We start from the raw sequence: 26,228 nt of genomic DNA on the forward strand, positions 1-26,228 counted from the left end.
CGTCCCGGAGCCCGATCAGGTCCAGCGCCCCGTGCCGACGGGCCGGGCATCGGGCATCAGCTTCTCCCGCAGCTGGACCCTGGCGATCTTCCAGGTGCCGGTCCGCGGAAACTCGTCCCAGCGGATGTGGACTGGCGCCGCCAGCTCCGGCAGGTCCCTGGTCGCCTGCTTCCACTCGCCGGGATCGAGGGGAGTATCGCCCGAGGTGCTGTAGACCGGGACGGGCGGCTGCTGCGCGGCGGGAAGGATTGCGATCTCGGTCAGCGCGGGCAGCCGGTCCAGCAGTACGTCCTCGAACTCGATGGCGCTGCCGCCGGGGATCTGGTCGATCTCCCGGTCGATCAACCGGACCACCCCGAACCGGTTGATCACACCGAGGTCTCCGGTGTTCCACCATTCCCCGTTGCGTTTGAGTTCGTGACGGTCCTGCTCACCGACATAGGCCAGGCAGCGGCCTGGTTGGGAGAACTCGATGAGCCCGACTTCGCCCCGGCGCAGCGGGCGCCCTGATGTCGGGTCCACGGCCCGGATCTTGCCGTACGACGGAATCGGCCGGCCCAGACTCTGGTTGACCGGGGGTCGCTTGCCGCGCTTGCGCACCGACCGGCGCACGTACGGCCGCAGTGCGATCGGGCCGCATTCGCTCTGGCTCCATGCCTGGATCCACAGCGCAAGGCGACGGTCGCTGGCATCCAGGAAGGTGCGGATGGTGCGGGTGTGGATCGCGTCGAACGAGTTGAGGAACAACCTCACGTTCCCGAAGGGGCGGGCCGCCTCGCGCGCCATACCCTCCCAGGAAAGGTACATATTGGGCATGGCCTCCACGACGGTCGGCCGGTGCTCCGTCAGCAGTCGGTGTACCGCCGGCGACGTGGCGTCGGAGAGCATGATCATGCGCAGCCCGATGGTCGCCACCGTGAGCTGATTGGCCATCACCCGCTCATGCCAGAAGGGATCGCAGAACGCCCAGGTGTCCTGCGGGCCCATCCACAGCGGCCAACGCTCGGACTCGACCAAGGCCATGCCGTGTACCGACGTCGCGGAATGCATCACGAGCTTGGGCACACCGGTGGTACCCGATGTGTGCGTCACCCACATCGGCTCGTCGGTCGCCCGCAGCCGAGTCGCCGGCACGGACCCACCGCGCAGGCTCGCCAGGTCCACCAGATCACGTCGGCCGTCGGTGCCATCGACGCAGACCGTCCGCCGGGTCAGCCTGGCGACGGCGGTCGGATCGAGAGCGCAGCGTTCGAGATGGGCCCGGTCGGTGACCAGGAACGGCCGTTCCAGGCGACTGAGCAGGATGTGGCAGATCGGCGTGCCGTCCACCGGTGGACCGTACACGCCGGACAGCGGTGCCGGGACGGCGCCGATCCGCGCCGCGGCCGACGCGAGGACCAGCAGGTCGAAGTGGTTGGCCTTGAGGATGGCCACGCGGTCCCATGCCCGTACGCCCAGCTGGTGGAGCCAGGCAGCAGTCTCGTCGACCAGGGATGCCCATTGCGTCAGCGTCCGGGTCGGCGGACCCTCGGGGTCGATGTCCGGCGGCCGGTCGGCGATCAGCAGTTGGGACGGGTTCCGCTCCGCCGCGACGTGCCATGCCTCGCCGATGCACCTGGTGGCCGGGGGCCGGCCCCCCAGGAAACGGGGCAGGATCCTGCGCGCACCGCGGGTATCCGCGTACTCGGTGAGGAACTTGGGCAGTTCATCCTGCTGCCCCGTCACATGTGGGGACATGCCGTCACCTTCTTGCGTAGTGGTCGGTCACGTCACGGCATCGGTCCCGTCCCGAGCCCAACGCGTACTGCCTGGAGCGCGCCCACGACACCTTCCGGCTCTGCGTCGCGCCGGGCGGTGCTCTACTGCGCAAAGCCCTACTGACCGTGCGCGGCATTCCCTTTCGGTCTCCGCGAACTTCCTTTGAATGCAGGCGTGTCGGGGCCGTTCGGTACCGGAATCGCCGGCACTACGAGAGCATCCGCACCGTACGAACCTCATGCGGAGGTCCCCCGTGCGCGCCGATTCTCCGTCAACGTCCAGAGAGTAAAGCCGCCCGGCAATCCCGCAAACAGGCTGTTCCGTAGAGCGGAACACACCTGCGGACGATGCCATCTTCAAGGTATGAGTGTTCCGTTCCACGGAACCGGTGGGGACGACGCCCGCCACACCGGCCGCCGAGGACACGTTGGCTACGGCCGGGCGTTGCTGCTGCGGGACGCGGGTACGGGGGAGATCCTCGTCGTGATCGCCGGCGGCTGACCCCGCTGCCGGGCCGGTGGCCGTTCTGCCTGGGTCAGTTCAGGCAGCGGGCCGCGGCCGTCAGGGCATGTGCGGTCCGGCGGACCTGCTCGACCAGCATGGTCACGCACACACCCGGGCACCCCCCGCCGCCGATCTCCACCGCGGCCACGACCCGGCCGGCGCGGTCGGCCACCGGAGCGGCGGCACGGAACGCCCCGGTGTCCAAGGCGTCGGCGTGGACGGCGATCCGGCGCCGTCGGATGTCGGCCAGGGACCGTGCCAGCCCCGCGCCCGCGGTTGCCTTGCCCGGTCGGCGTGGCGGCTCGGCCTGCGCAAACGCCAGCAACACGCGGCCCGCGGCCGTCAGCGCGGCGGGGAGCCGATCGGCGTCCTCCGCTCCGTCGTCGAGTCGCTCGGGCCCGTAGATCCGCTCGATGAACTCCACTTCGTCTCCCACGAGTACGCCCAGGCTGACCATCTGGTGCGTCCGCTCGTAGAGCTCGACCAGATGGGGCAGATACCACCGCCGAGGCAGGGCGAAGGACGGTCGGGCGGGGACGCCGACCCGGGGCGCGGCCAGGCCGAGCAGGAATCCGGCACCCGCGCGTCGCACCAGTCCCGCGTCGCACATCGATGCCAGCAGCCGGTGGACCGTGGTCTTGGGCAGGCCGGTGCAGTGGGTGAGGTCCGTCAGCGACAGCGGAACGGTCGCCTCCGCCAGTTCGGCCATGATGACACCGACCCTGTGCACGACACCGGTCACCTGGGGAGTGCTGGCAGTCAGCCTCGACAGGTCAGGAGCACGGTCCGGCGCTCCGGACGCCACGCTGCACACCACACGCATACCTCTGAGCTAGGTCTGGGCAGCCCGCCGCGATCAGGAGGCGCTCCACCGCCGGTGACGGCCGGGATCCGACGTCTCACGGACCCCGCCCAGGGGCAGCGAGGCGCCTCACACGGGAGAGAACCGTGGGTGGTTGGCGCGCGGGACTCCCCGGCGATCTCGGCTGTGGCCAGCCTGATGCTTGCCTTCGCGCAGGAGGGCATTCACGTCACCGGGCATCTCTCGCGCTCCCAGCGCGGGAATCGGCCGGCTCTGTCCAGTCGACCCCGGCCCGCGGGCGAAGGCAATCCCTCGCCACCGGCGCACGGATGCAATCCTCGCGCCCGGCCCGCGACTGCATGTGCCACCGGCCAGCCCACACGACGTACGCCCCCTGGACGCGCAATGCGCTCCGCTGCGTCCCCACTCCTCCCGTCGTGTCGAAACTCTGGCAATGGATCTTGCGGATCCGAGGAAGGGTCTCCTGGTGGGACGCAGGTCTCCCTATCCGGCGGAGTTCAGGAACGATGCGGTGGCGCTGTACCGCGCGGCGGGCGGGAAGCGTACGTATGCAGCGGTCGCGGCGGATGTCGGGGTGACTGGCGAGACGTTGCGGAGTTGGGTGCGCCGGGCCGACGAGCTGGCTCTCCACGGTCGCGGCGACGAGGCTGTGGAGAGCTGGAGAGCTGGAGAGCTGGAGAGCTGGAGAGCTGGAGAGCTGGAGAGCTGGAGAGCTGGAGTGAGGAGTAGGCGCGGCTGCGCGCGGAGAACAGCCGGGCAGCGCAAGCGCACCACGGCCCCGGACCGGCTCGCACCGCCGTCCCCCACCGGCCCGTGCTCGGCCTGCTGCCGCCACCACTTCGGCCCCAGGCCCTGTCCGACGAGCCGCCGATGACGACGCGAGGCTACCCGGCCAGATGGATGCGCATGGAGTGCGCGATGTTCACGGCCAGGGTCTTGGCCCGGTCGGCGGCTGGGCCGACGAAGGTGGTATCAACGCTGTCCTGCCACAGGGCCAGCCAGCGTTCGAAGTGACGAGCGCTTATCGGGTGTGCGGCATGCACATTCTGGTGAACCGCCAGCAGATCCCGGCTGGGCGAGGGTTCGTCCAGCAGCTCGCAGCACCAGAAGTCGGTGACGGCCTCGACGTGGCGTATCAGCGGCGTGCCCATAGCGGCGAAGACGGGGGCGAGCAGTTCGTCCTCGGCGGCGCAGGCGCAGAACTCGGCCACCAGCCTTTGCACATCGGCTTGGGTGGCCAGGGCACGCCCGGGGAGCCCGGTGGTGGGTCGGGCGGGGCCGCGCTGGAGGAGCGTACTCACCGGGAACGTCGACCGTGAGCACGGGCTCGCGGCTTGGGCGGACGGCGCAGGGGACGGCGTCAGCCCGTCGCCGGCACGACCGGAGGCCGTCACCGCGTTCGGCTCAAGGGGGGCATTCGTCGGCGGCAAGGATGAACGTATCGACGGCGTCATGCCGTGCGTCTGCCCGCTGACACAGAGACTGCGCCCTCCCTCACTCGTTTGGATGTCGCGACCCGCCATGCATTGACGAACATGGCCCTCTCGGTGCCGCCGGGGCGGACGCGGTCGGCTCCGACTCACCTCGCCCCTGCCCCATCGCGACCGGCACCTTGCCCTTCACCATGACGCGGCCCATGGCCATGAGGGATTCACCGAGCAAGCTGATGCCGGTGGAGAACTGAATGGGGCGGGCGTTCTCGCGCATGCCCATCTTCATTGCGAGGAAGCCGAATCCGGCCGTGATCACGCGGGGGCTCACCGCGACCAGGAAGCCCCGCACCGTCGATGGAGCGACGCTGGAAGACGTCGTAGTAGAACGTGAACGTACTTCCCAGGCCATCGAACGCCTCGTTGACTGCCTGGTCGGTGGTCGGCGTGTCCTGTTCACCCCTGGTGCGGTTGCCCGGCAGGTCCGTGCTCTGGCCGGCGTCGAAGATGGTGCGGTCAGGCTGGTCGGCGACGAACGGTGGCACGGCGTGCTGCCTCGCTCAACGGCTCAGTGGCCTCGGTGTGATCAGGCCACGAGGACAACGGAGTTGATCGGCGTCATGTCGTAAGGCGCGAACTCTCCCGTGACGCGGTCCACCTCGGAGCAGTTGACGCCGTTGTACCCGAAGCAGAGCTGGAAGCCGGCCCCATCGGTCTGATTGTTGACCAGCACACGATCCCCGATCACGTTCGACAGGTTGTGGGACCCGTAGCTGTAGAAAATGTTCTGGCTCAGGATGGAGCCGTCCGCCTCACGGATGCAGAACGCTCCGGAGGGGCAGGGCGTCGCCGCAACGGCATGGGGCGCCAAGGCGACTCCGAGCGTACCCACGAGCGACAGCCCTGCGGCGACTAACGCGATCTTGCGCATGCTTTCTACCCCCTCTGCCCTGATGCCCCCGATATGGAGCACCTTGCACACGAAATTAGCCTGAACCAATGGACGATGTCGGGGCTTGGGGAAACTCGTGAGGGTAATTCCGGTTATGGGCCGTCGACAGTAAGAAGCCCCGCCGGCCACAGTCGAGGGGAGCAGGCACGTCAGCGACGCTCACCCGCGGTCGGCGAACAACCGGTCCGGCCGGCCGGCCGGCGGCGGCTTGGCGTTTGGCGTGGAGCCGGACGACGCGGCTTATGGTGAGGTGATCGACCACGATGCCCTACAGTGCCCACCCCACCCCACCCCACTCCAGCCCGTCCCGGGAGAACTCGCCTGCGGCGCAGCCACCTTCGAGGTGTCCTGCCGCCACGTCCTCTCGCGCGAGTCGCACCACGCCCTCCGACCCGCACTTCCGGCACAGGGATCCGGCTTGTGGTGCCGGTGGGGTGCACCCCTCGCGACAGATGTGTCGCAGGCGTGGGGCCCACGTGGTTGTACCGAGGTAACGATCACTCCGCTGATCTGGGTTTTTTGCGCTGGTTGGCATTGAAGCGCGCTTTCTTCTGGCGATTCCCGCACGTGTTCATGTCGCACCATTTGCGGGTGCGACTTTGACTGGTGTCGAAGAAGGCGGCTTGGCAGGTTGGTGATGCACACAAGGCCAATTTTCCGTCTCGTTCGCCTGCGATGACGCTGATCGCGTCGGCGGCGATCACGCTGAGGGCATCTTCCACGCAGGAGGCCGAGCTGAGCCGCCATCGCCGCTGCCCCTCGGGTGTCAGGACAGCCGCGGCCCGACCCCGAGCGCTGCAGTCATTGATGACTTGGACAGCGGATGCAGGGAGAGCGTCCTGGATCGCGGCCGCTGTCGCGGCGGCGTGAATCGACTCCCTCAGTTCTCGAGCGAGATCGAGCTGGGCAGTGGTGCAGAAGTCCACCGCGAGGCCGTTCACCACCAGCCAGTCGACGAGCCGGTGCGGCGTGGGAATGCGCTCCACGGCGTCGCCATGACGCTCCGACAGCGTCCCCGTGAAGCTGGTGGACAGCACCTTACCGAGGCGGAAGTCAGGGAACTCAGCGCGCATGGAACCACCTTAGCCGGTTGCGGCGTGATGCGGACGACTGCTAGAACCGTCTTAGCCGGTTCCGTGATGACCAGGAGGTCTCATGTCCCGTCCCACCAGCGACGTGCAAGCATTTGAAGCCCACGCAACTGACGCCGACCTCGACGATCTGCGCGCGCGACTGGTCGCGGCGCGGCTACCGGAGGCCGAGACGGTCTACCGCGCCGCGCCCGACCCTCGCCGATGGGAACAGGGTGTTCCGCTCGCCGACCTCGTCGATGTCGTGAACTACTGGCGCACCGGGTACGACTGGCGGTCGTTCGAAGAGCGCCTCAACCGGATCGGCCAGTTCCGCACGACCATTGATGATCTGGGAATCCACTTCCTGCACCGCCGATCCGCGCGCGCAGATGCCACTCCTCTGATCTTGACGCACGGCTGGCCAGGCAGCATTGCCGAGTTCATCGATGTAGTGGACGAGCTGGCAGATCCGAAAGATGCGGACGCGCCGGCGTTCCACGTCGTGGTCCCGTCGCTACCGGGCTTTGGTTACAGCGACAAGCCGGCCACCACCGGGTGGGGAACCGAAAAGATCGCGGCCGCATGGGTGGAACTGATGGGAAGGCTCGGCTACAGCAAGTTCGCAGCCCACGGCGGCGACTGGGGAGGCAATATCACCACGGTTCTCGCCGGCAGGTTCCCGGCGCACGTTCTCGGCATCCACACAACGTTCGCGGAGGGGCCGCCCGGGTTGACGACGGACGGGCTGACGGCGGTCGAGCGCAAATGGACCGAGGAAACCCGCGATTTCTGGCGCCACCGCGCGGCGTACGCGAAGCAGCAGGCGACCCGACCACAGACCATCGGCTACTCGCTCGTCGACTCACCGGTCGGGCTTCTCGCCTGGATCCTCGACAAGTTCGCCGAATGGTCGGACACCGAAGACAGCCCGTTCGAGACGATTTCCAGAGACCGCGTTCTTGACAACGTCACCCTGTATTGGCTGACGCGGACCGGTGCATCGGCGGCCCGCATTTACTACGAAAGCCACAACTCGCTTGATCCCGAACTTCGGGTCGACGTCCCGTCGGCAATCACCATGTACCCCCGCGACATCGAGAAGTATCCGCGCGCCTGGGCACGGGAGCGGTACCGACAGATCGTCCGATGGAGGTCGCCCGAAAAGGGGGGACATTTCCCGTCGCTGGAGGTTCCCGAGTATTTCGTCAAGGACCTGCAAGAGGGCCTCGCGGCAGTGCTGGCCGCGAATCGGTGAACGCGGCCGGGTGCCGGCACTCGATCACCGCCTGAGGTCGCGGGCTGGCACGGCAAGTCGCTTCCGCGGCGGTGGCGCAGGCACTCGCCGACAGGCTTCTCCGGCAATGGCGTGTCCGCTCGATGGCCTCTCGTAACGTCGCACGGGTGCTGCGGTTTCGTGAGCATCGGGCGCTCAGCTGGGGAGAGTGGGCCGAGCGGGGGCGCTGATCCTGTTCCAGCGTGGGCAGCGGAGCCGGGGGACGACCTTGAGCTGGGCCAAGAGTTATCACCGCGAGCTGGCCGAAACCTTTCGGTGTCGAGCAGAATGCGAGACATGACGGAGGGCGCACCCGAGGAAGACATCATCGAAGCCGCGTGGCAGAAGCTGCTCACTGGCCATCGTGTGGACGGCCGGTTGCTACGTGCCGCCTACGCAGAGCCCCGACTACGGCAACTGTTCCCCTGGGTCGGCATGGGCGAGCTGCACTTCAGCCGGTGCACGGAACTGCGTTGGACCTGGGACGTTCCGTTCATCGCCCCGATGATGGGCGGCGGATTCTTCGTCAGCGGGCCCTCACGGTCCCAGAGCGTCGGCCCCGCCCCGACCGCGGAGGCCGCCATCGCGATGGTGGTCGAACGACTCCCGCCGGGCTGCGGTCGCGCCTTCGTCGGCACGCCAGAGGCACTGGCCGAAAAGGAACAGTCGGAGTAGTCAGAACGGATTTCGCCACCCAAGCGCCGGCCGCTGACCGAGGCGCTTGGCGACCCGTTGCCGCGGTGCGGGCCGTTAGCCTGTCGGTATGCCAGAGCGTGTCATGCCCGGTCGCCCGGACGGCCTGATCACCCTGGGCGCCGCGGACGCTCTGTGGGTCGAGTTGACGGCCACCAGTGCTGTGCCGACGACTTCTGGGGCATTCACCTGCTCTCCTGCCCATGCCCGGCTGGGGTACGTCCTGCTCGGCGGCCATGTGGTGCCGACGGCGAGGGCGAGCGGCGGCCAGTGGAGTGTTCCGGAGGCTGAGGTGCGCCGAGCGGCCGCGGAACTGAACGCGGTAGGGATGGACCGGCGGGATCTGGTCCGTATCGGTCCGTTTGGTGGGGCGCCGCGGCGGGAGTGCCGCGAGGAAGCGCCGCTGCGTTGGCGCCAGCGCATCACGGGGGAACTGCGGGAGCTCGGCGGCGTCGAGCGGGCAGCACGACGTGCAGCCGGCCGGCCGCACCATCTGGCGGGGATCGACTGGCGACAGATGCTCGTGGAGCGGACCCGCGACGGGACGCAGCGGACGTGGTGGCTGCCGCGCGCTGTGGTCAGGCTGCTCGACGCCGCCGAGCACGCCGAAACGCAGTGGGTGCAAGCCGCGCAGACCTGCCAGGCAAGCACAGCCGTCACCAAGCCGCCGCCCTCCCGCCCCCGGCCGGCCGCAGCCGCAGACGGTCCGCAGACGACGAGCCCCAACGGCCCCGCCGCCGCACTGCGCCCGTACACCGCAGAGCTGGAAGGCCAGCTGTACTCGGTGCTCAGCAGAAAGCCCGGTACCTCCCGCAGGGTGGCCGGGTGGGCATGCGCCGTCTGCCGCGCAGCGCCCGCCGCCGTCCTCGACCACTGCCACGAACACGGCTACGTCCGCGCCCCCGTCTGCCAGTCCTGCAACACACAAGAACGCCCCGACCACCTGTACAGCAACGACATCCGCGTGGCGAACCGCTACACACGCCTCTTCCACACCGACAACGACGACTGGCTCCGCCACTGGCACCGCTGCCCCGGCTGCCGCGCACGCACCACCCTGCCCCTGCCGCACCTCGCCGCATGGACCGCCCACATAGCCTGCCGCTCGCTGCGCCCGACCCACCGCGCCTCCGGCGGGCGCAGGCCCTGCGGTGTCCTGCGCGTGTCCTGGACGGGCAGTCAGCAGGCTTCCCGTTCCTGCCTGTTCACTGTGGCCGTCGACTTCTGTCCCTCCGGTGAGCACCGTGTCCTGGCGCGAGTCCCCTACCGCGAGGCCGCCGAGCGGTTTCGCGTCTGGTTGGCCGAGACGGCCCCTGCCGTGGCCGCCGCGGCCGGTCCTGACCGCTTGGACGGTCTCCCTGCCCAGTCCCGGCCCGTCATCGCGGACACCAGTGGCGAGGGCCTGGCACTGTTCTGAGCGGGCATCGGCAGACCTGACACCCCAACGTCGCCGCTCAGCTGCTGGCCCCGACAAGGTCACCAGCGGAGTCACCGCCCCACACAACGTCGACACCAATCAAGCTGACGCCCACTACCAACCCGCCGGCACCACGCCCCCTTGGCGCGGCATCGACTGTCGGTGCTGGCGACTGCGGCTCGTCAGGCTACCGAGACGCGGGCGCCGGCGCCGGATCTCTGCCGGGATGAATCTCTAGGATCGCCGGGTCCTTGGCAAGGTACGCGGCCTGGGTACCCTTGCCGGCCTCCGGAGGTCCGACGAGGACGATTCGCGTCGGCGGAGGAACCCTCCGTAGTTGCGCTGCTGAAGTTGGCTTTCGATCTGCTTCACCGTCTCCAGGCCCACACTCACGATGATGAGGATGCTCGTCCCGCCGAACGGGAAGTTCTGGTTGGCGTTGAAGAGCACCAACTCCATTGTGGGGACGAGCGCGATCAGCCCCAGGTACAGCGAGCCCGGCCATGTGATCCGGTTGAGCACGTAGCTGAGGTACTCGGCCGTCGGGCGACCCGCCCGGATGCCCGGGATGAAGCCACCGCGCTGCTTCATGTTGTCGGTGACTTCTTCGGGGTTGAAGCTGATGGCCACGTAGAAGAAGGCGAAGAACACGATGAGCAGGACGTACGCGGCGAGGTAAACGGGGTGGTCTCCCTTGTTGAAGTGGGTGGCGATCCAGGTCGCCCAGGCCGCCTTCGACCCGCTGAACTGCGCGATGAGCGCCGGGATGGAGAGCAGCGACGACGCGAAGATGACGGGAATCACACCTGCCTGGTTCACCTTGAGCGGGATGTAGGTGGACGTACCGCCGTAGGAACGGCGGCCGATCATGCGCTTCGCGTACTGCACCGGGATGCGCCGCTGGGCCTGCTCGACGAAGACCACCAGGGCGACCATCGCCAGGCTCACCAGGATCACCGCGAAGAACTCGATCCAGCCGTCGGCGAGTTTGCCGGTGAGCTTGACCTGCCACAGTGCGCTCGGGAAGCGGGCGGCGATCGAGATGAACATCAGGATCGACATGCCGTTGCCGATGCCGCGGTCGGTGACCAGCTCACCGAGCCACATGGCCAGGCAGGTGCCGGCGGTCATGGTGATGACCATCGTGAGGGTGGTGAAGACCGAGTCGTTGGGCACGATCTGGCGCGGGCAGCCCTGGAAGAGCGAACCTGCGCGGGCGGCGGTCACCAGGGCGGTGCCCTCCAGGGCGGCGAGCGCCACGGTCAGATAGCGGGTGTACTGGGTGATCTTGGCCTGGCCGGACTGTCCCTCCTTCTTGAGGGCCTCCAGCCGCGGGATCACCACGGTCAGCAGCTGGAGGATGATGCTCGCCGTGATGTACGGCATGATCCCCAGCGCGAAGATCGTGATCTGCAGCAGCGCTCCACCGCTGAACATGTTCACCAGGCCGAACAACCCGCTGTTGGCGTGCGTCCGCGCCATGCAGAACTCGACGTTCGCGTAGCTCACCCCCGGGATCGGGATGTGCACTCCGATCCGGTAGAGCACGATGATGCCCAACGTGAACAGCAGCTTCTTGCGCAGGTCGGGCGTCTTGAACGCTCGGGCGAACGCGGTGAGCACGGTGCCTCCTGCGCCTCCCGCCACTTTCGGGGCCGGGAGGCGACGGTCTTGAGGATCGATGAATACGTAGCGGCTGTACCGCGCGGAGCTAGCCCGCACGGCGGGTGCCGAGGCAGGGCTCCGCGGCCGACCTGGTTGCCCGGGGCGCGGTGCGCGCGCAAGCGAAGTCGCCGTCTCCCTCTCGCCAGGTGCACGGACGCTGGGCTTCCGGACACACTCGTCGGGACCGCTTGAACGCGGTCAGGGTGCCACCTGACGGTCGAGGTCTGGGCCGGCGTCGGAACCGGTTCGCAGGTTGAGGGACGCTTTACGGCATCGACAGTGGACCGGTGGTCGAGGCGCAGGTCGGCGTCGGAACCGGCTTGAGGGGTGATGTACGGGTGGGCATCGGGGGCTCGGGGAGTGAGGGGCGGTACGGCGTCGGCACCGACCGGGTGGTTGACGTGCAGGTCGGCATCGGCGCCTGTGGGGCAGTGGGCCCGGGGCGGGGCGTCGACGGCATCGGGACCGACTCCGCGGGGGTGCCGGGGCGGCGCTGAGGGCCGGTGGGGCCGTCCTGCGCGAAGGAGCTTGGCAGGACCATCAGTCCGACTCCGAGTCCGGCAACGGTCAGCACGGATCCGGTGGCCGTCCAGGCCGCTCGGGCCCGCCGGCGTGCGCGAACGCCGGCGTGCAGTCGGTCTCGGTGCCGGTCCTCATAGAGCGTGTCCTCCTGGCCGTCGCGCATCATCCGCGCCAGCTCCTGCTCGAAGTGATCCATAGCTCCCTCCTCACTCCACCGGCTCTGCCTCAGCCAGAAGCTGACGCAACCGTGCAACGCCGCGGGTCGTCAGTGAACGGGCGGTACCCACCGGACAGCCCAGCACTTCCGCGACATCCCGCTCGGGCAGGTCCTGGTAGTAGCGCAGCACCACCGCAGCCCGCTGCCGTGCCGGCAGCAACGCCAACACGGCCTCCAACCGGGTCTGTTCGTCCACAGCAGCGGTCTCGTCTGCCACCTCGGGCGGGTCGGGCAGCTGGTCCACAGGGTGCTCGCCCCACCAGCGACGCCGTGCCGAGCGAGCCGCGGCACGGGCCAGGACCCTGCGCACATACGCCTCGGGCGCCTGCTCGGCCACCTTCGGCCAGGCAAACCACAGTTTGACGAGCGCTTCCTGCAGCAGATCCTCGGCCCGGTGTCGGTCTCCACCGGTGAACAGCCGCGCCAGGTGAAGCAACGCCGACCACCGAGCCGCCACGAACCGGTCGAACTCATCGGCCCGCAACTGCCCCATCAGCGTCCCCCCTCACCTCAACACGCCCTTACACCTTCCATAAAGGCACTGGCCCCTGCCCCGCTATGCACCCTCGATGAGTGACATGGCTCACATCCGCCACCCTGGCCGTGCCCACGGTGCGGCCCGAGCCACGACACGGGCCGACTCCCGCCCCGATCACATGCTCTCGCCCGCTATCGACCGCTCTCGCCGGCATCGTTCGTTCTCAGGGCGCGGACCGCTCTGCCTCTCTCAGGTCACCGCCTGCTCGGCCCAGATGACCTTGCCCCGCGCGACGTAGCGGGTACCCCAGCGTTCGGCGAGCTGGGCGATGAGGAAGAGGCCGCGGCCGCCCTCGTCCTCGTGGGCGGCGTAGCGCAGGTGGGGTGAGGTGCTGCTGGTGTCGGTCACCTCGCAGATCAGAGTCCGGTCGTACAGAAGGCGGACCTGGATCGGGCCGGGGGCGTAGCGGATGGCGTTGGTGATCAGTTCGCTGAGGATCAGCTCGGTGGTGAACGCCTGCTCGTCCAGCCCCCAGTCCGTCAGCTGTCGGGTGACGTCGGCGCGGGCGCCTGCCACGGCCGCGGGGTCGGACGGCAGGTCCCACTCGGCGATGCGGCCGGGATCCATGAGGCGGGTGCGGGCGACGAGGAGGGTGATGTCGTCGCCGCGGCGGTCGGGTTGCAGCGTGCTGATGACGACGTCGCAGGTCTCGTCCGGTGGGCGGGAGGGGTGGGCCAGGGTCGTACGGAGGATTTCCAGTCCGGTGTCGAGGTCGTGTTCGCGGTCCTCGATGAGGCCGTTGGTGTAGAGGACGACGCTGGCGCCCTCCGGGAGCCGTAGTTCCACGGCCTCGAAGGGAAGGCCGCCCACGCCGAGCGGCGGGCCCGCGGGGAGCTCGGTGAATTCCACGGTGCCGTCGGGGTGGACGACGGCGGGTGGCGGATGGCCGGCCCGGGCCATGGCGCAGGTGCCGGTGGTGGGGTCGTAGAGGGCGTAGAGGCAGGTGGCGCCGGTGATGGTGAGTTGGTCCTGCGCCGGGCCCGCATCCGGGTCCGAGTCCGTGACTGTTGCCGTGTCCTGGTCGATGTGGTCGACCAAGTCGTCGAGGCGGGCCAGGAGTTCGTCCGGTGGCAGGTCCAGGGTCGAGAAGTTCTGTACGGCGGTGCGTAGCCGACCCATGGTGGCGGCTGCGTGCAGGCCGTGGCCGACCACGTCGCCGACGACGAGCGCGACCCTGCATCCGGGCAGCGGGATGACGTCGAACCAGTCTCCGCCCACTCCGGTCCGGGCGGGGAGATACCGGTAGGCGACGTCGAGGGCGGTCTGTTCGGGCAGCACGCGGGGGAGCAGGCTGCGTTGGAGGGTGACGGCCATGGTGTGTTCGCGGGTGAAGCGGCGCGCGTTGTCGATGCAGACGGCCGCGCGCGCCGCCAGCTCCTCGGCCAGGGTCAGATCGTCTTCCTCCAGGGGCGGGCTTTCCCGCATCCGCCAGAAGTTGGCGACACCCATCAGCACACCGCGCGCCTTGAGCGGCACGGTGATCAGTGAGTGCAGGCCGTGCTCGATGACGATCCGCGTGCGCTCGGGGTCTCCCGCGCGCCATTCGGAGGCGGCGGGCAAGTCGGGTACGAGCACGGGCTGTTCGCTGAGGAAGACGGTGGCCATCGGCGTGGCGGGGGCGTACCGGTACACCTCGCCCACTCGGTACTGGGGATGGGTGAACGTACCGCTGAGCGCCACGCGACGCAGCTCCGGCGCCTGCGCGTATGCGCCGGGCGGCGGCTCGTCACCGCGCAGGACGGGCTCGGCGAGGTCGACGGTGACGTAGTCGGCGAACCAGCGGGCGGCCACCTCGGTGAGCTCCTCGGCGGTGCGGGTGACGTCCAGGGTCGTGCCGACGGCCACGCTCGCCTCGTAGAGCAGCCGCAGCCTGCGCTGGGCGGCCTCGGCCTTCCCGGCGAGGGCACGCAGCTCGGTGGAGTCCCGCAGGGTGGCGACGCTGCCGGGCGGGCCGCCGTGGCGGTCCGTGGACCGGTTGTTCACCGCCAGGAGACGGTCGCCGACGGGGAGCACCTCGTCGGAGGCATCGCGCCGGGAGAGCAGCAGCTCTGTCGTCCTGGGGTCGAGACCGAGGCCGTCGACCTGCCGCCCCTCCACGTCCGGGGGCAGGGCCAGGAGCCGGCGCGCCTCGTCGTTGGCGAGTACGACCCGGCCCTCGTCGCCGACGATGACCACTCCCTCGCGCACGGCGTGCAGCACCGCGTCGTGGTGCTCGTACATCCGCGTCATCTCGGCCGGCCCGAGACCGTGGGTCTGCCGTCGCAGCCGCCTGCTGACCAGGGCCGTCCCGGCGGTGGCCAGGGCCAGTGCGCCGGCGCCGGCAGCGATGAGGAGCGGGAGCAGCCGGTTGGCGGAACCGCTGATCTTGCTCATCTTGAGCCCGGACGCCACCATGCCCACGACCCGGCCCCCGTCCATCACCGGGACGACGGCCTGTATCTCCTCGCCGACCGGACCCTGGAGGCTTTCGATGGTGACGTGACCGGCCAACGACGGTCCGATGGTGCCGATGAACTTCTTGCCGATCCGCTCCGGCCGCGGGCTCGAATAGCGGATGCCGTCCCGGTTCATGACGACGATGAAGTCGACATTGCCCGCCTTGCGGGCCGCTTCGGCCAGCGGCTGGAGTACGGCAGCCGGGTTCGGGCTGCGCAGCACGGTGGGCAGGCCGGGGGCGTGGGCGAAGCTCTCGGCGGCGGCCAGCGAGCGGGCTCGCGCCGCCTGGAATCTGTCGTTCCGAGCCAGCAGCGCCAGCGCGGCCACTCCCGCCGCGACGAGCAGCACGATGATCAGCGCCTGAAGCACGAACATCTGCCCGGCGACGCTGCTCATGATCACCATGGGCCGGGAACGCCGCTTCGGCGGCTCCGGAGAGCCTGGCGGCCGCTGTCGACGCTCACGCGAGGAGCGGCCCGGGATTCGGGCCATGTCCCTTGTCTAACCTCGCTCCGGCGCGGACGGCAGACACCACGCCGGGCACTCGCACGGCTTGCCCAGTCCTGCGTCCCGCCCGGACTTGTCAGTCCCGGTCAGTCCTGCGTGGCTCGGCCTCGCGCCCCACCGGATGAGCCGGTGGGGGGAGCTGTTCTCGGGCGTGCAGGTGGTCCGGCGGTACCGTCCAAGGTCGGTCTCGCGGCCCTGCGGGCGCAGCAGCGACGGCCGAAGGCGTGTCCACCTGTCGTCAACGTGCTGCTTCTTCAGCTGAAGGCCAGGCTCCGGAAGGAACTGCGGATCGCGCACGGGCTCCAGGGTTCCGGTCTGGACGCTGAGCGATTCCTCGACCCAGTTCGGCCCGAATCGCGGTGCGGTGGGGGCGGTCGTGGAGTCGAGCACGTACCGCAGGCAGCGGGTCAGGCCGTCGAGGGTGGAGAAGGTACCGGCAATGCCGCAGACGCCACCGAGGAGGCGATCTTCGTGCGGGCGGTGGTGGGCGCGAGGGGTACGGCTTCGGCATCCCCACCGCTGTCCTGCCGTATCTGAACTCCCCCCTGGTGGGGCTCCCGCGACGGCCGGGCGCTGTGTCGCCAGGTCCCAGGTGTGCATGGGCTGCCGCAGGCCGTCGGGGAGATCGTCAAGGCGAGAGCCCCGACCTTCATGGCTCTGGTCGGTGGGCGTGCTTGGTTACAGCCCGCAGGAGCCGCGGTCGAGGTGGAAGTATCGGGCGTTGGCCCAGCGGCACAGCCGGATACCGACGATGACGCCCAGGATTGTGATCAGGGCGGGCAGGTATCCGCTGGCGACCTGGATGATCGGGATTGCCGGGCACCCACCTGAGATCGCCCAGCCCGTACCGAACAGCACCGCGCCGGGAATCACGCCGGCATGGATGCGCCCTGGGGTGCGGCGGACCCGCAGCAGAGCGAACGCGCACACGATGATCACCACAGCACCGGCGAAGGACAGGAACATGCGCAGGTCCTGGAAGGTGAACATGCGGTTCAGCTCGGCGTAGTCGCCGAAGCCGATGTTGGTGACGGTATAACCGAGGGCCAGTCCGGTGATGATGGTGGCCAGCAGAATCGCGCCCCGTGTGCGCATCAGATCACCTTCCACAGGAGGAACGACACCGCGACGGCGGTGCCGAAGAACACGGCGGTCGCGACGATGCTGACCGGCCGCAGCCGGCCGCAGCCGCTGAGTCCGTGGCCGGAGCTGCACCCACCGGCCAGCCGAGTGCCGAAGCCGACCAGCACGCCGCCCACGAACAGCACGGCGATCATGGTGGTCGGATCGGCGGTGACCAGGTGCCGAAAACCCGGGCCCATGTCGTGGCGGAGGTGGAACCGCCCAGAGGTGACCGCGGCGATGAATCCACCGAGGAAGATCGACATCAGCAGGGCAGCCTGAGTGACCAGCGGGGCCGGGCGCAGGCTCGTGGCTGACGGGCGCTCACTCGCTGCCGGTTCGGCGTCGGCTTCGAGCGGCTGCGACTTCCCGTAAGGCTCCTGTGCCACAGCGGATGCGCCGGTGCCGGTGCCGAAGTGCTCCGCTGTAGCTGCGGCGAGCGCCTCAGCGAGAGCTTGGTCGTCGGTGAACTCCTCGTCCATCCGCTCGAGTCGGCGTTCGCGGCGCCAGTGCAACACGCGATCCCATGCGGCCGACACCCCGAGAGACCGATCGGTGATGAGTGTGTGGTTGATGGTGACCAGAGCGAGCCCGACAGCGCCCGCCCACCAGGGCCAGTAGGTACTCATGCGGGTCCTCTCATCCAATCGGCAAGTCGAGCCCACCAGCCGGGATTTGAGCCGGGCACAGCGAGGCTGTCCGAAGGTCGGGCACGCTGTGGGGACGGTGACGGTTGGTCATGCCAGGCAGTCGCTGGCGTAGGTGTTTCCCCGAACTGGCCCATGGCCTCCGGTATTGCGGTTCCAGGTCCTGACTGCTCATGTGGCCGGGTCGGTGCCGGCTGGGGCCGGGACGTGGTCTCCGGTGCCCGCGGTGCGGACCGTGGCGGCGGGGGCTGCCGGGGGGTCGCCACCGGGCGGGTGGCGCCGGATCGGTCCATCTCGGCCGGGGCTTCGAGGTGTCGCGCGCGGGCTCCGTTGGGCAGCAGGCTGATCGGCACGCGCTCGCCGGTGAGTGACATCTGGTAGCGCGCGCAGCCGAGCCATCGATCCGCGCTGTCGCAGTAGTATTCGCGCCAACCTTGCAAGCTCGCCCTAAGTAGGGGGAAAAGGGGGCATCCTGCGGCGTGAGAGCAACTCATGTTGCTCCTTCCTGACCGGCGCACCACCCGTTCGGGGAGAGCGGCTGCCGTTCTCGATTCCTGCCCTCGCTCTGCCCGGTTGACGCCCCGAAAGCAATGCGGTGAAGAGCAGTGACAATAAGGCGCTGTGCCTCCGTTCCTTGATCGGCCGCGATGCAACCATTGTTTCGGTGTTCCGAGCAACTCGGGGAGTTTTTCCCAACAGGCCACTTGGCGCCACTTGGTGAGATACTCTCCGCGACGGATATGCAGCAACTGTCCCTCATGTCTGGATATCTGCGATCGCCGGCGAGGTCGTTTGGGTCGTGATTCGACTGCGTGATCGTGGCCCGCGCTGGCGCAAGTCGGCTGTTTATGGAGGGGGTGTAAATTCTGGAGTTTCTTGTGGCGATGGCGCGAACATCGTGGATATCGAACGAAGAGCCAAGGGAGGGTAATCATGTGTCAACGTGCTGTCTGTCGGTCGTGCAAGAAGCTGACCTATGAGGGCTGTGGGAGGCATGTGGACCAAGTACTCATGGGTGTGCCAACGGCTCAGCGATGCCTGTGTGAGCCTGCGGAACGCAAGCGTGCGCGCACAGCGGACGCGACAACTCGATCGGAATCGGTGCCAGCCCGACGGGGCGGGGCGTCGCGACGCACACATGCTCCTGGGTACCCAGGGAGCCCACCGGACCGATCGAGGGGCGGCTGGTGGGCTCGGCTCGTCGATTGGGCGAAAAGCCCGGCATGAGGCACTCGTCTGAGTGCGCTCGCTTTGGGCCCCTTGAGTCCAAGGCGTTGGTTATTGGGCCACGAGAACGCGGATTTCAGAACTCCGGGGCGCCAAGTGACACCGAGTGCGGAGCCAGCGCCGACGCCCGTGACTCGCGACGAACGTCATGGGCGCTCTACATGACAGCATCCGCTGAGAGGGATTCACTGATGACGGCAGCCGGGGGCGCCACTGCCACGTGGGACGGCCGGGCCGCCGTACGCGCGCAGGAGCGGGCCGGCACGGGGGGAACCAGCCCGCTCCTGCGGTCGGCGCCCGCGTCCCTCCGCAGGAGAGCGAGCGCCTCGACCCTCATGATCGGGTCACTTCCTTCAGCGCGCTGTGCCCCTGGAATGTCACTGGTGGCGAGAGACGGCCACCAAACCAGCGCTCTTGTGAAGAGAGCAACTTAAAGCCGTCACAACTCGGCCGCCAACCAAGCACGCACCCTCTTCCTCCGGCGGGACTGCCCGAAGCAGCCGGGCAGCAGCCGGGCTCTGCGCCACCTGGAAAGACAAGGTTGCAGGGCCGGTACGCTGAGGCCGCTGCGGCACCCCGCACCTTGGTTCGCGCCCCACGGTGGGTCATGGCTTGCGGCGATCAAGACGTCTTTGGGCATGAGGATGAAGAACAAGTGCTGATAGCGGGCCGATACCGGCTGCGAGACACCATCGGGCGGGGCGCGATGGGGGAGGTCTGGCGGGCCTTCGACGAGACGCTCGGCAGACCGGTCGCCGTGAAACTCCTGCTCCCCCACGACTCCGACCCCACCGCGCCCTCCCGTTTCCGGCTGGAGGCGCAGACCGCCGGAAGCCTCAGCCACCCGCATGTGGTCGCCGTTCTCGACTTCGGCGAGCACGAAGACCGTCTGTTCCTGGTGATGGAGCTCGTCGATGGGGGCAGCCTCGCCGACCAGCTCGCCCGTTCCGGACCGCTGCCCGCCGAGCATGTGACCCCTATCGCCGCACAGGCCGCCCTTGGGTTGGTCGCCGCGCACCGGCAGGGCATCGTGCACCGGGACATCAAGCCGGCCAACCTCCTGCTGGGCGCCGACGGCACCCTGAAGATCGGCGACTTCGGCATCGCCCGCTTCCTCGACGACTCCGGTGCCGCGCTCACCGCCACCGGTCAGATCGTCGGCACCAGCCTCTACCTCGCGCCCGAGCGGGCCCTGGGCCGCACCGCCGGCCCGGCAGCCGACGTGTACTCCCTGGGCTGCGTGCTCTACCAACTCCTCACCGGCCGGCCTCCGTTCCAGGCGGACAGTGCGCTCGCGGTGCTTCATCAGCACCTTGATGCCGCCCCCGTCCCACCCCGGCAACTTGGCGCCGATCTACCGCCCGCCTTCGAGAGCTATCTGCTCGGCCTGCTGGCCAAGGAGCCCGAGAGCCGACCCACGGCTGACGAGGTGGCGGACTGGTTCGGGCGCGGAGCCTGGCGCGGTGCGCGGGAGCCGCTGCCGAGCGAACACCAGCACCACGGCCGCCCGGACCGGCAGCACGTCACCGGCTCAAGGACCGCCGCCCCTGCAAGCTCCTTCTCCGCTCCCACCGCTCACTCCGACCGTGCCTTCGCGCCGGTGACGAACACCGAGTGGCAGACGAGCGTGCACCGGTCCGCGACCCGCCGCGCACACCTGCCGTTCCTCCGCCGTTCCCGGCTGGTGGCTGTGCTGGGCGGCGTCGGCGTCTTCACCGTGGCGTTGCTGGTGGGCATGGTGTGGTTCTCGCCCGGAACCGGCTCAGCGCGGGGGCCGCAGACCAACCCGACCGCGAGCACGAGCCCCGCCACGCCGTCCCCCTCGGCGTCATACGAGACTGCTCCCTCCCCTCCGGCACAGCTTGCCGAGCAGAAGCCGGAGCGGGCCCCCGAAGTCAAACCAGGCCCCAAGAAGGCCGGCAGGCCCGGCAAGCACAAGCACTGACAGGGGCTGGAGCCCGGTTCCTCACACGGTCTGCATCGCCTGGCTCCTGTCGCCCCACCTGTTGGGGGGCGAATGCGTAGTCCCCGAAGATGTGCCCGAGGCCGTCCGGTTGTTCTCGCGCACCGAAGAACTCACCAAGAAGCCGGTGGAGCGCGGTCACGGTTGCGGTGTCGGCCTGCTGTGTGAGCGGGTGGACGCATCCGCCGCGGGCGGGGTGGTCGATGAGAACAGGCCAGATCAGGTGCACTTTGCACAGCCAACCGCCCTCGAAGGGCGTGGAGTTGACCGGCACCGGATCGTCCACGACGTCCTGGTTGGCAGCGACGACCTCACCGGTCACCGGGGAGTACAGGTCGCTCACCGCCTTGGTTCGACTCCAACTCGCCGCAGGTCTCGCCCGCGGTCACGGTGTCACCGACTTCCGGAAGCTGCACGAACACGACGTCGCCGAGCGCGTTGGCCGCGTGCTCGGTGACGCCGATCGTCGCGACGCCGTCCTCGGCAGCCGACAGCCACTTGTGCTCTTGCTGTACCGCAGCTCTGGGGGTTGCTCATTACCTGAATCCTCTTGCACGCGGGGGTCATTGGCGGGCACCGACGGGGAATGTGGTGAGCAGGGGGAAAACCTCGTGGAGTACTGGTCACACCTGAACGCGATTGCCGACCGGCCGCTGGGCTCGCTGGCCGAGTCCGATCACGCCATCCATCCGTGACAGCCATGTCGCTTGCGAAAACCAAGAGGCGGCGTTCTCAAGCGACATGGCAACCCCGCAGGTCAGCAGCCCACCTCTGCCAGATGCACTGCGAGCGGACACTCGCCGTCCGAGTGGATGCTCTGAGGGTGTGCCATTTCTGGTGAGACTGGACCGTGTGCCATCGCCGTGAGATCGCGGGAAACCCACTGGTCAGGAGATCGGCGTAGGCGACAAGCCGCGAGATCCCACACCTTGTGGGAGCCTGAGCCGCTTCGCAGCCTCGCGGATCGCCAGACTCCCCTTCGGGAACGCCGCCCGAGCCACCCGCACCGTCTCCGTCGGAATCTCCGCCGAGCCCATCGGCTCCAACGACACCCGCACCCGCCCCAAACGGCAACGTCGGCCGTCAAGACCACAACCGGGTCTTGAAGGCCGACGTCACGCGAGCCCCTAATTCGCCGACACATCGCCGGCGGGGGAGCCAGGCCCCGAATTGACCAGCAGTGCAAAGAGGACTGTCGGGGCCTATTGGCGCGTCAGAGCCCGACTATGCCGGAAAAGCCGGCCTGGCCCGAGACGGGGCCGGTGACCTGGATTCCGCCGCCGCCGCTGATCGCGCCGCCGGGCAGCCCCGGCAGTGCCGGCAGTCCGGGCAGGCCCGGGAGCGCGGACGTGCCGTCTTGAACCATGTCGCCGAGCACGCCGCCGGAAACGCTGTCCAGGTCGGCCTCGGGAATCTCTCGGGTCTCGACGGGAGTGAAGTCGTTACGCATGACTGTCCTTTCCATTGGTGGCTTGGCGCGAGAGCAAACCATGTCGACCGGCTGCCCGGCGACCCCGGCTCATCGGTAATTTCTGCCGAGGTTCCCGATATCCCCACATGCCGACCCGTGGGACCGTTCACGGGATCATGGAAACTCCTTCACGTCCCTTTCGAGATCCGACGCCCGTGGCCGGTTTACGGCGCCATCGCCGTCGGAAACCGGTGGGACATATCGGTGTTCGAGACCGCCAGGGCGCGGCGGGTCCGGGTGATAAGAGGAGTCCGTGACCTTCCTGTGCGCTTCGCGGATGCTGCCCTCAAGGAAATCCACCCGCACCGCCTCCGACGCGACAGCCGACTACCTCCACCGCCACTTCGAGCCCACTGCCAGCGCCATCGACGGCCTGGAGAAGGCGCGGGCCGGCCTCGGCCTCCTCGACGACGCCCTCGCCCTGGACCTGCGCAAACCCCAGGACTACTGCCACCGCGTGTGGTCAACCGCTTTCCGCGCCGAGGCTCCGGGCAAGCCAGCGCGATCTTGTTGAAGCGGTGATCGATATCACCCACCCATCCAAACCGCGTAGGTCTCGCCACCGGGCGGAGGCCGGTGAACTATCAGGTCAGAGTTGGTGAACCGGCTCACCAGCTGTGACCGTAGGCACCCGCGGCGGGTTGACTCACCAGCGGACTGCTCGGGCCCCGCAGAACGTGCGTAGGACGCAGTACGCGCTGACCCCCGTCACCCGGGGGGCGCGGCCACCGGCTGAGGGTCGTGGAGGACGCGTCCACCCGCAGCATGCTCGGGATCTCCGCGCCTCCGGACACCACGAGCACCCAGGAGGCGTCCGACCGCCCGGCCAGTGAGCGCGACCACGCGTCGGCTGTCTCCGGAGCACACTGCACCCGCACCAGCCACAACACCTGGCCGACCGGTTCCGGCCAGGTCGTGCCCGTACGTGCACCGCTCCGGCCGACCGCCACGCGCGGTAGCGACGAGCCACCTTCTGTTCCGACACTCCGAGGATCTTCGGAGTGGACGGAGCGACGGGCGCGGGTGGCCGGTCGGCACCGGCATACGCCTGGTGGCCGGCCAGCCGGACGTCTGGGCTCCGCAGCGGCGGCGGGAGGCGGTCGCCTTCCTTATCGTGGACACCAAGGCGCCCACGCCGCCGGCACCGAGGCATGCGCCGTCCAGATCATGGTCTGGCAGGGCAGTGGCAGGAAAGAGCCGCACATGGAGCAGGGAGAGGACCCGCTGCCGCTCGCGCTGCGGCTGCGCCTGGACGCCGAGTGGGACCGTGTCACCGAACGGCTCCGCACCCTGGCCGACGCCCAGGAACAGTTCCAGGGGCTGCTGGACGCCGCGCTCACCATCAGCCGGGAGCTGGAGCTGCCCGTGGTGTTGCGCCGTATCGTCAGCACTGCGATGGACCTGGTCGGCACACGCTACGGCGCGCTGGGCGTGCTGAACGAGCAGCACACGGGCTTGTCGGAGTTCGTCCCGGTCGGCCTCACCGACCGCGAGGTGGCCGACCTGGCCGGTGTCGGGCAGCCACAGGGCCGGGGGCTGCTGGGCCATCTGATCCGCCACCCCGAACCGCTGCGGACCGACAACGTCCCCGCCCACCCCCACGCCGCGGGCTTCCCGCCCGGACACCCGCAGATGCGCACCCTGCTCGGTGTGCCGATCGGCGTCCGGGGCGAGATCTACGGGGACCTGTACCTGGCCGAGAGGCTGGACGGGCAACCCTTCGACGCCCACGACGAGCGTGTGGTGCTCGCCCTGGCCAGCGCCGCGGGCGTGGCCATCGACAACGCCCGCCTCTTCGAGCAGGTCCGCGCCGGAGCCGAACAGTTCCAGCGCCTGCTCCTGCCCCACCTGCCCGACCTGCGGCCCTTCACCGCGTCCGCGATCTACCGACCGGCCACCGCCCCCGGGCTCCTGGGCGGGGACTGGTACGACGCCGTTCTGCTGCCCGACCACGCCTGCGCGGCCGTCATCGGCGACGTCGTCGGCCACGACATGCACGCTGCTGCCGCCATGGCACAGACCCGCAACATGCTGCGCGCCCTGCTCTACGAACGGCGCACCCCGCCCAGCGCCGTCCTCGCCCAGCTCGACCGCACCCTGTGCGCGATCACCGACAACCCCGTCACCACCGCCTGCCTGGCCCGCATCGAGCCCGGGGACAACGCCTGGACACTGCGCTGGAGCACCGCTGGCCACCTCCCACCACTGTTGATCACGCCCGACGCCCGGACCGAGTATCTGCACGCCGACCCCGGTGTCCCCCTCGGCGTCGACATCGCCCAGCCCCGCCCCGACCACACCCACCCCCTGCCCGCCGGCGCCACCGTGATCCTCTTCACGGACGGGCTGGTCGAACATCCCCGGCACTCCCTCGACACCGGTCTGAACGTCCTCGCCCGCATCGCCACCGCTCACGCCGAGCTGCCCCTGGACGAGCTCTGTCAGACCCTGGCCGACCAACACCCCGGCGACGGCCACGACGACATGGCCATCCTCGCCCTGCGCACCCCACCCCGTGCGTAACCGCACGTCAGCCGATCAGCGTTCACCGGGCTGCCACCGGCGCTTGAGGAGCCCGGAAACTCCGTCGATCGGGGCCCGAAACGTCGCGGGTCTCCTTCCCTCGCCCACGGTGTGCCGACGGCGTGCGGCCCTTGAAGCCGGCGCCCCGGAACCACACTCGTCCGCCCAGGTCGTGTCCGCAAAGTCCCGTCGTTCGCCCGGAGGGCGGGTCGGGCGGTGTTCGGTGCGGCGAGAGTGCGTGCCTGGGGGCACCTCCCAGCTGCCGCCCCGCCCGCATCGGTGCGATGGCTGGGCACGGAACGAGCCAGCGGGACCTGTTACGGAGTCCTTACCGCTACCCCCGTCGCCGGTGCAACGCCCCACCGGCCGGGAGACTCTGTGTCCCTGTCGGCTGCGACGCAGCGGCCCTGCCGGACGGAGGACAGGATGCGGTCGTCCATCGATCGGAGCCAGCGGAGAGGGAAGGACGGCGGGTGGGCCTGGTCACGGGCCGGGCTGCCCCGACTCGTAGCGGGCGCCAGGGCGATGGCCCTTGCCCATCGCTCCGATCGCCAGATGGCGCCCAGACAGGCAGCCGACAGAAACCACACCAAGTAGTTGGCCATGGCCGTGCGTGGCCAACCTCTCCGTGCTGGGGCTGGGCGGAGGGGCGATGCCTGTGGGGCATGGGGAACCCTCAGACAGGCGGGGTGCGACGCACGCAACGCGTCGCGGGTAGCCGCGGACGCGGACCAACGGAGACGGCAGGGGCAGTTTCAGGCCAGCCCCATGAGCTACCGGGAGGGCCCTTTGAAGTCCATGATCATGGAAGACGTGCAGCGGCTGGTGAGGGAATGGGTCAGGAAGGCCCGCGCCGACGCCAAGGCCACCGGGCAACATCCGCCGCCCCCGCTCAGCAGGATGCCCAAGTATGCGCACGAGCCTCTGTTTCGCGAGGCGCGCTACTGGCATGCGCTCGCCGCCGGCGCATTCCTCGACGAGATGGTCGAACCCCGCCCGTCCGCCTTCCACATCAAGGCCATGCGCCGGCACCTGGCGGGCTGCACCGAGAGACTGCACGAGATGATGAACAGCCGTGGGAACGCCCTTCCCGCAGGAGCACGGGAACAGCTCGGAGTGATCGAGCAGCGTGTCGGCGTGGCCCTGGATCTGGTGGAACAAACCGGCACCATGTGGGGGTGCGAAGCCGCGTACGCCTGGCTGGAGTTGACGTGGTGGGCCCGGAAGCTGCACTACGGACGAGTGCCCGGCACACCGGAGCCCTGGAACCCGAACTCCGCCTCGGTCTCCAGCCGGAGGGGCCCTCGGCAGGGCAATTGACCGTTCCAGTCCGCGTCGTCCCTCCCGACACGGACCATCGGACAGGCGATCCGGTGGGATGGACGTACGCGAGACCGAAAGCCACGGAAACCGGCACGCGGCCGCCCTGCGAAACCTGTTCCATCGCGTGCTCGGGCAGCTCTCTCC

At 69.0% G+C, this 26,228-nt stretch carries 21 protein-coding genes and 3 pseudogenes; 9 read left to right on the forward strand and 15 right to left on the reverse strand.

What is annotated here, in order from left to right:
- Window positions 1–15 precede the first annotated feature (15 nt).
- A complete protein-coding gene (locus tag MOV08_RS36740; RefSeq protein WP_039638582.1) occupies window positions 16–1,737 on the reverse strand; it encodes a class I adenylate-forming enzyme family protein in 1,722 nt (573 codons plus the stop codon).
- Between the two features lie 384 nt (window positions 1,738–2,121).
- On the opposite strand from MOV08_RS36740, the gene MOV08_RS36745 reads away from it, so the two are divergent.
- Window positions 2,122–2,259, forward strand: a complete 138-nt coding sequence (locus MOV08_RS36745) for a hypothetical protein (RefSeq protein ID WP_275310493.1) — start codon at window positions 2,122–2,124, stop codon at window positions 2,257–2,259.
- Between the two features lie 34 nt (window positions 2,260–2,293).
- Here the strand turns inward: MOV08_RS36745 and MOV08_RS36750 are convergent, their stop codons facing one another.
- On the reverse strand, window positions 2,294–2,992 hold the full coding sequence (locus MOV08_RS36750; protein WP_275310494.1) for an IclR family transcriptional regulator: 699 nt from the start codon (window positions 2,990–2,992) through the stop codon (window positions 2,294–2,296).
- 526 nt (window positions 2,993–3,518) lie between these two features.
- On the opposite strand from MOV08_RS36750, the gene MOV08_RS44250 reads away from it, so the two are divergent.
- The gene (locus tag MOV08_RS44250; RefSeq protein WP_420834241.1) at window positions 3,519–3,959 is read left to right on the forward strand and encodes a transposase; all 441 of its coding nucleotides are present in this window, start codon (window positions 3,519–3,521) and stop codon (window positions 3,957–3,959) included.
- 10 nt (window positions 3,960–3,969) lie between these two features.
- On the opposite strand, the gene MOV08_RS36760 is transcribed toward MOV08_RS44250, so the two are convergent.
- The 4 genes from MOV08_RS36760 to MOV08_RS36775 form a co-directional block, all read right to left on the reverse strand.
- Window positions 3,970–4,386: a group III truncated hemoglobin gene (locus tag MOV08_RS36760; RefSeq protein ID WP_275310495.1), complete on the reverse strand. Its 417-nt coding sequence runs from the start codon at window positions 4,384–4,386 to the stop codon at window positions 3,970–3,972.
- Between the two features lie 350 nt (window positions 4,387–4,736).
- On the reverse strand, window positions 4,737–5,060 hold the full coding sequence (locus MOV08_RS36765; RefSeq protein WP_275310496.1) for a hypothetical protein: 324 nt from the start codon (window positions 5,058–5,060) through the stop codon (window positions 4,737–4,739).
- Between the two features lie 41 nt (window positions 5,061–5,101).
- Complete coding sequence (locus tag MOV08_RS36770) at window positions 5,102–5,446, reverse strand: hypothetical protein (RefSeq protein ID WP_275310497.1); 345 nt, start codon at window positions 5,444–5,446, stop codon at window positions 5,102–5,104.
- Between the two features lie 518 nt (window positions 5,447–5,964).
- Window positions 5,965–6,540 (reverse strand): CGNR zinc finger domain-containing protein, encoded by a 576-nt coding sequence (locus MOV08_RS36775; protein WP_039638583.1) that lies wholly within the window; start codon window positions 6,538–6,540, stop codon window positions 5,965–5,967.
- A gap of 82 nt (window positions 6,541–6,622) precedes the next feature.
- Between MOV08_RS36775 and MOV08_RS36780 the strand changes: the two genes are divergently transcribed.
- The 3 genes from MOV08_RS36780 to MOV08_RS36790 all read left to right on the forward strand — a co-directional run bounded on the left by MOV08_RS36780 (window position 6,623) and on the right by MOV08_RS36790 (window position 9,923).
- Window positions 6,623–7,795 (forward strand): epoxide hydrolase family protein, encoded by a 1,173-nt coding sequence (locus tag MOV08_RS36780; protein ID WP_275310498.1) that lies wholly within the window; start codon window positions 6,623–6,625, stop codon window positions 7,793–7,795.
- A gap of 315 nt (window positions 7,796–8,110) precedes the next feature.
- On the forward strand, window positions 8,111–8,488 hold the full coding sequence (locus MOV08_RS36785) for a DUF6193 family natural product biosynthesis protein (protein WP_239010223.1): 378 nt from the start codon (window positions 8,111–8,113) through the stop codon (window positions 8,486–8,488).
- 88 nt (window positions 8,489–8,576) lie between these two features.
- Entirely contained in the window at window positions 8,577–9,923 is a 1,347-nt protein-coding gene (locus MOV08_RS36790) for an endonuclease domain-containing protein (protein WP_275310499.1), read from the forward strand.
- Between the two features lie 220 nt (window positions 9,924–10,143).
- Here the strand turns inward: MOV08_RS36790 and MOV08_RS36795 are convergent.
- The 7 genes and pseudogenes from MOV08_RS36795 to MOV08_RS36830 form a co-directional block, all read right to left on the reverse strand.
- Window positions 10,144–10,233, reverse strand: a pseudogene (locus tag MOV08_RS36795) (adenylate kinase); the annotation flags it as partial.
- Window positions 10,234–10,241: 8 nt separating this feature from the next.
- Window positions 10,242–11,546: pseudogene (gene secY, locus MOV08_RS36800) on the reverse strand (preprotein translocase subunit SecY); the annotation flags it as partial.
- 307 nt (window positions 11,547–11,853) lie between these two features.
- A complete protein-coding gene (locus tag MOV08_RS36805; protein WP_052287114.1) occupies window positions 11,854–12,306 on the reverse strand; it encodes a hypothetical protein in 453 nt (150 codons plus the stop codon).
- Between the two features lie 10 nt (window positions 12,307–12,316).
- Window positions 12,317–12,820: a SigE family RNA polymerase sigma factor gene (locus MOV08_RS36810; protein ID WP_039638587.1), complete on the reverse strand. Its 504-nt coding sequence runs from the start codon at window positions 12,818–12,820 to the stop codon at window positions 12,317–12,319.
- A 234-nt stretch (window positions 12,821–13,054) separates the two neighbouring features.
- Window positions 13,055–15,706: a SpoIIE family protein phosphatase gene (locus MOV08_RS36815; RefSeq protein WP_420834242.1), complete on the reverse strand. Its 2,652-nt coding sequence runs from the start codon at window positions 15,704–15,706 to the stop codon at window positions 13,055–13,057.
- Window positions 15,707–16,486: 780 nt separating this feature from the next.
- Complete coding sequence (locus tag MOV08_RS36825; protein WP_039638590.1) at window positions 16,487–16,903, reverse strand: YeeE/YedE thiosulfate transporter family protein; 417 nt, start codon at window positions 16,901–16,903, stop codon at window positions 16,487–16,489.
- Complete coding sequence (locus tag MOV08_RS36830) at window positions 16,903–17,559, reverse strand: YeeE/YedE family protein (protein ID WP_275310502.1); 657 nt, start codon at window positions 17,557–17,559, stop codon at window positions 16,903–16,905. The genes MOV08_RS36825 and MOV08_RS36830 overlap by 1 nt, the downstream gene beginning before the upstream one ends.
- A 1,900-nt stretch (window positions 17,560–19,459) precedes the next feature.
- Between MOV08_RS36830 and MOV08_RS36835 the strand changes: the two genes are divergently transcribed.
- The gene (locus tag MOV08_RS36835; RefSeq protein WP_275310503.1) at window positions 19,460–20,749 is read left to right on the forward strand and encodes a serine/threonine-protein kinase; all 1,290 of its coding nucleotides are present in this window, start codon (window positions 19,460–19,462) and stop codon (window positions 20,747–20,749) included.
- 238 nt (window positions 20,750–20,987) lie between these two features.
- Here MOV08_RS36835 and gcvH read toward each other — a convergent pair.
- Both gcvH and MOV08_RS36845 read right to left on the reverse strand, forming a co-directional pair.
- Window positions 20,988–21,323 (reverse strand): annotated as a pseudogene (gene gcvH / locus MOV08_RS36840) (glycine cleavage system protein GcvH); the annotation flags it as partial.
- A 657-nt stretch (window positions 21,324–21,980) separates the two neighbouring features.
- On the reverse strand, window positions 21,981–22,217 hold the full coding sequence (locus MOV08_RS36845; RefSeq protein WP_039638593.1) for a hypothetical protein: 237 nt from the start codon (window positions 22,215–22,217) through the stop codon (window positions 21,981–21,983).
- A 274-nt stretch (window positions 22,218–22,491) separates the two neighbouring features.
- Here MOV08_RS36845 and MOV08_RS36850 point away from each other — a divergent pair, with 274 nt between their 5' ends.
- The 3 genes from MOV08_RS36850 to MOV08_RS36860 all read left to right on the forward strand — a co-directional run bounded on the left by MOV08_RS36850 (window position 22,492) and on the right by MOV08_RS36860 (window position 26,081).
- The gene (locus tag MOV08_RS36850) at window positions 22,492–22,752 is read left to right on the forward strand and encodes a hypothetical protein (RefSeq protein ID WP_275310504.1); all 261 of its coding nucleotides are present in this window, start codon (window positions 22,492–22,494) and stop codon (window positions 22,750–22,752) included.
- Between the two features lie 689 nt (window positions 22,753–23,441).
- The gene (locus MOV08_RS36855; protein ID WP_078876037.1) at window positions 23,442–24,761 is read left to right on the forward strand and encodes a PP2C family protein-serine/threonine phosphatase; all 1,320 of its coding nucleotides are present in this window, start codon (window positions 23,442–23,444) and stop codon (window positions 24,759–24,761) included.
- 768 nt (window positions 24,762–25,529) lie between these two features.
- A complete protein-coding gene (locus tag MOV08_RS36860; protein ID WP_275310505.1) occupies window positions 25,530–26,081 on the forward strand; it encodes a hypothetical protein in 552 nt (183 codons plus the stop codon).
- Window positions 26,082–26,228: the final 147 nt, after the last annotated feature.

This window comes from Streptomyces yunnanensis (assembly GCF_029011865.1).
Taxonomy (GTDB): Bacteria; Actinomycetota; Actinomycetes; order Streptomycetales; family Streptomycetaceae; genus Streptomyces; species Streptomyces yunnanensis.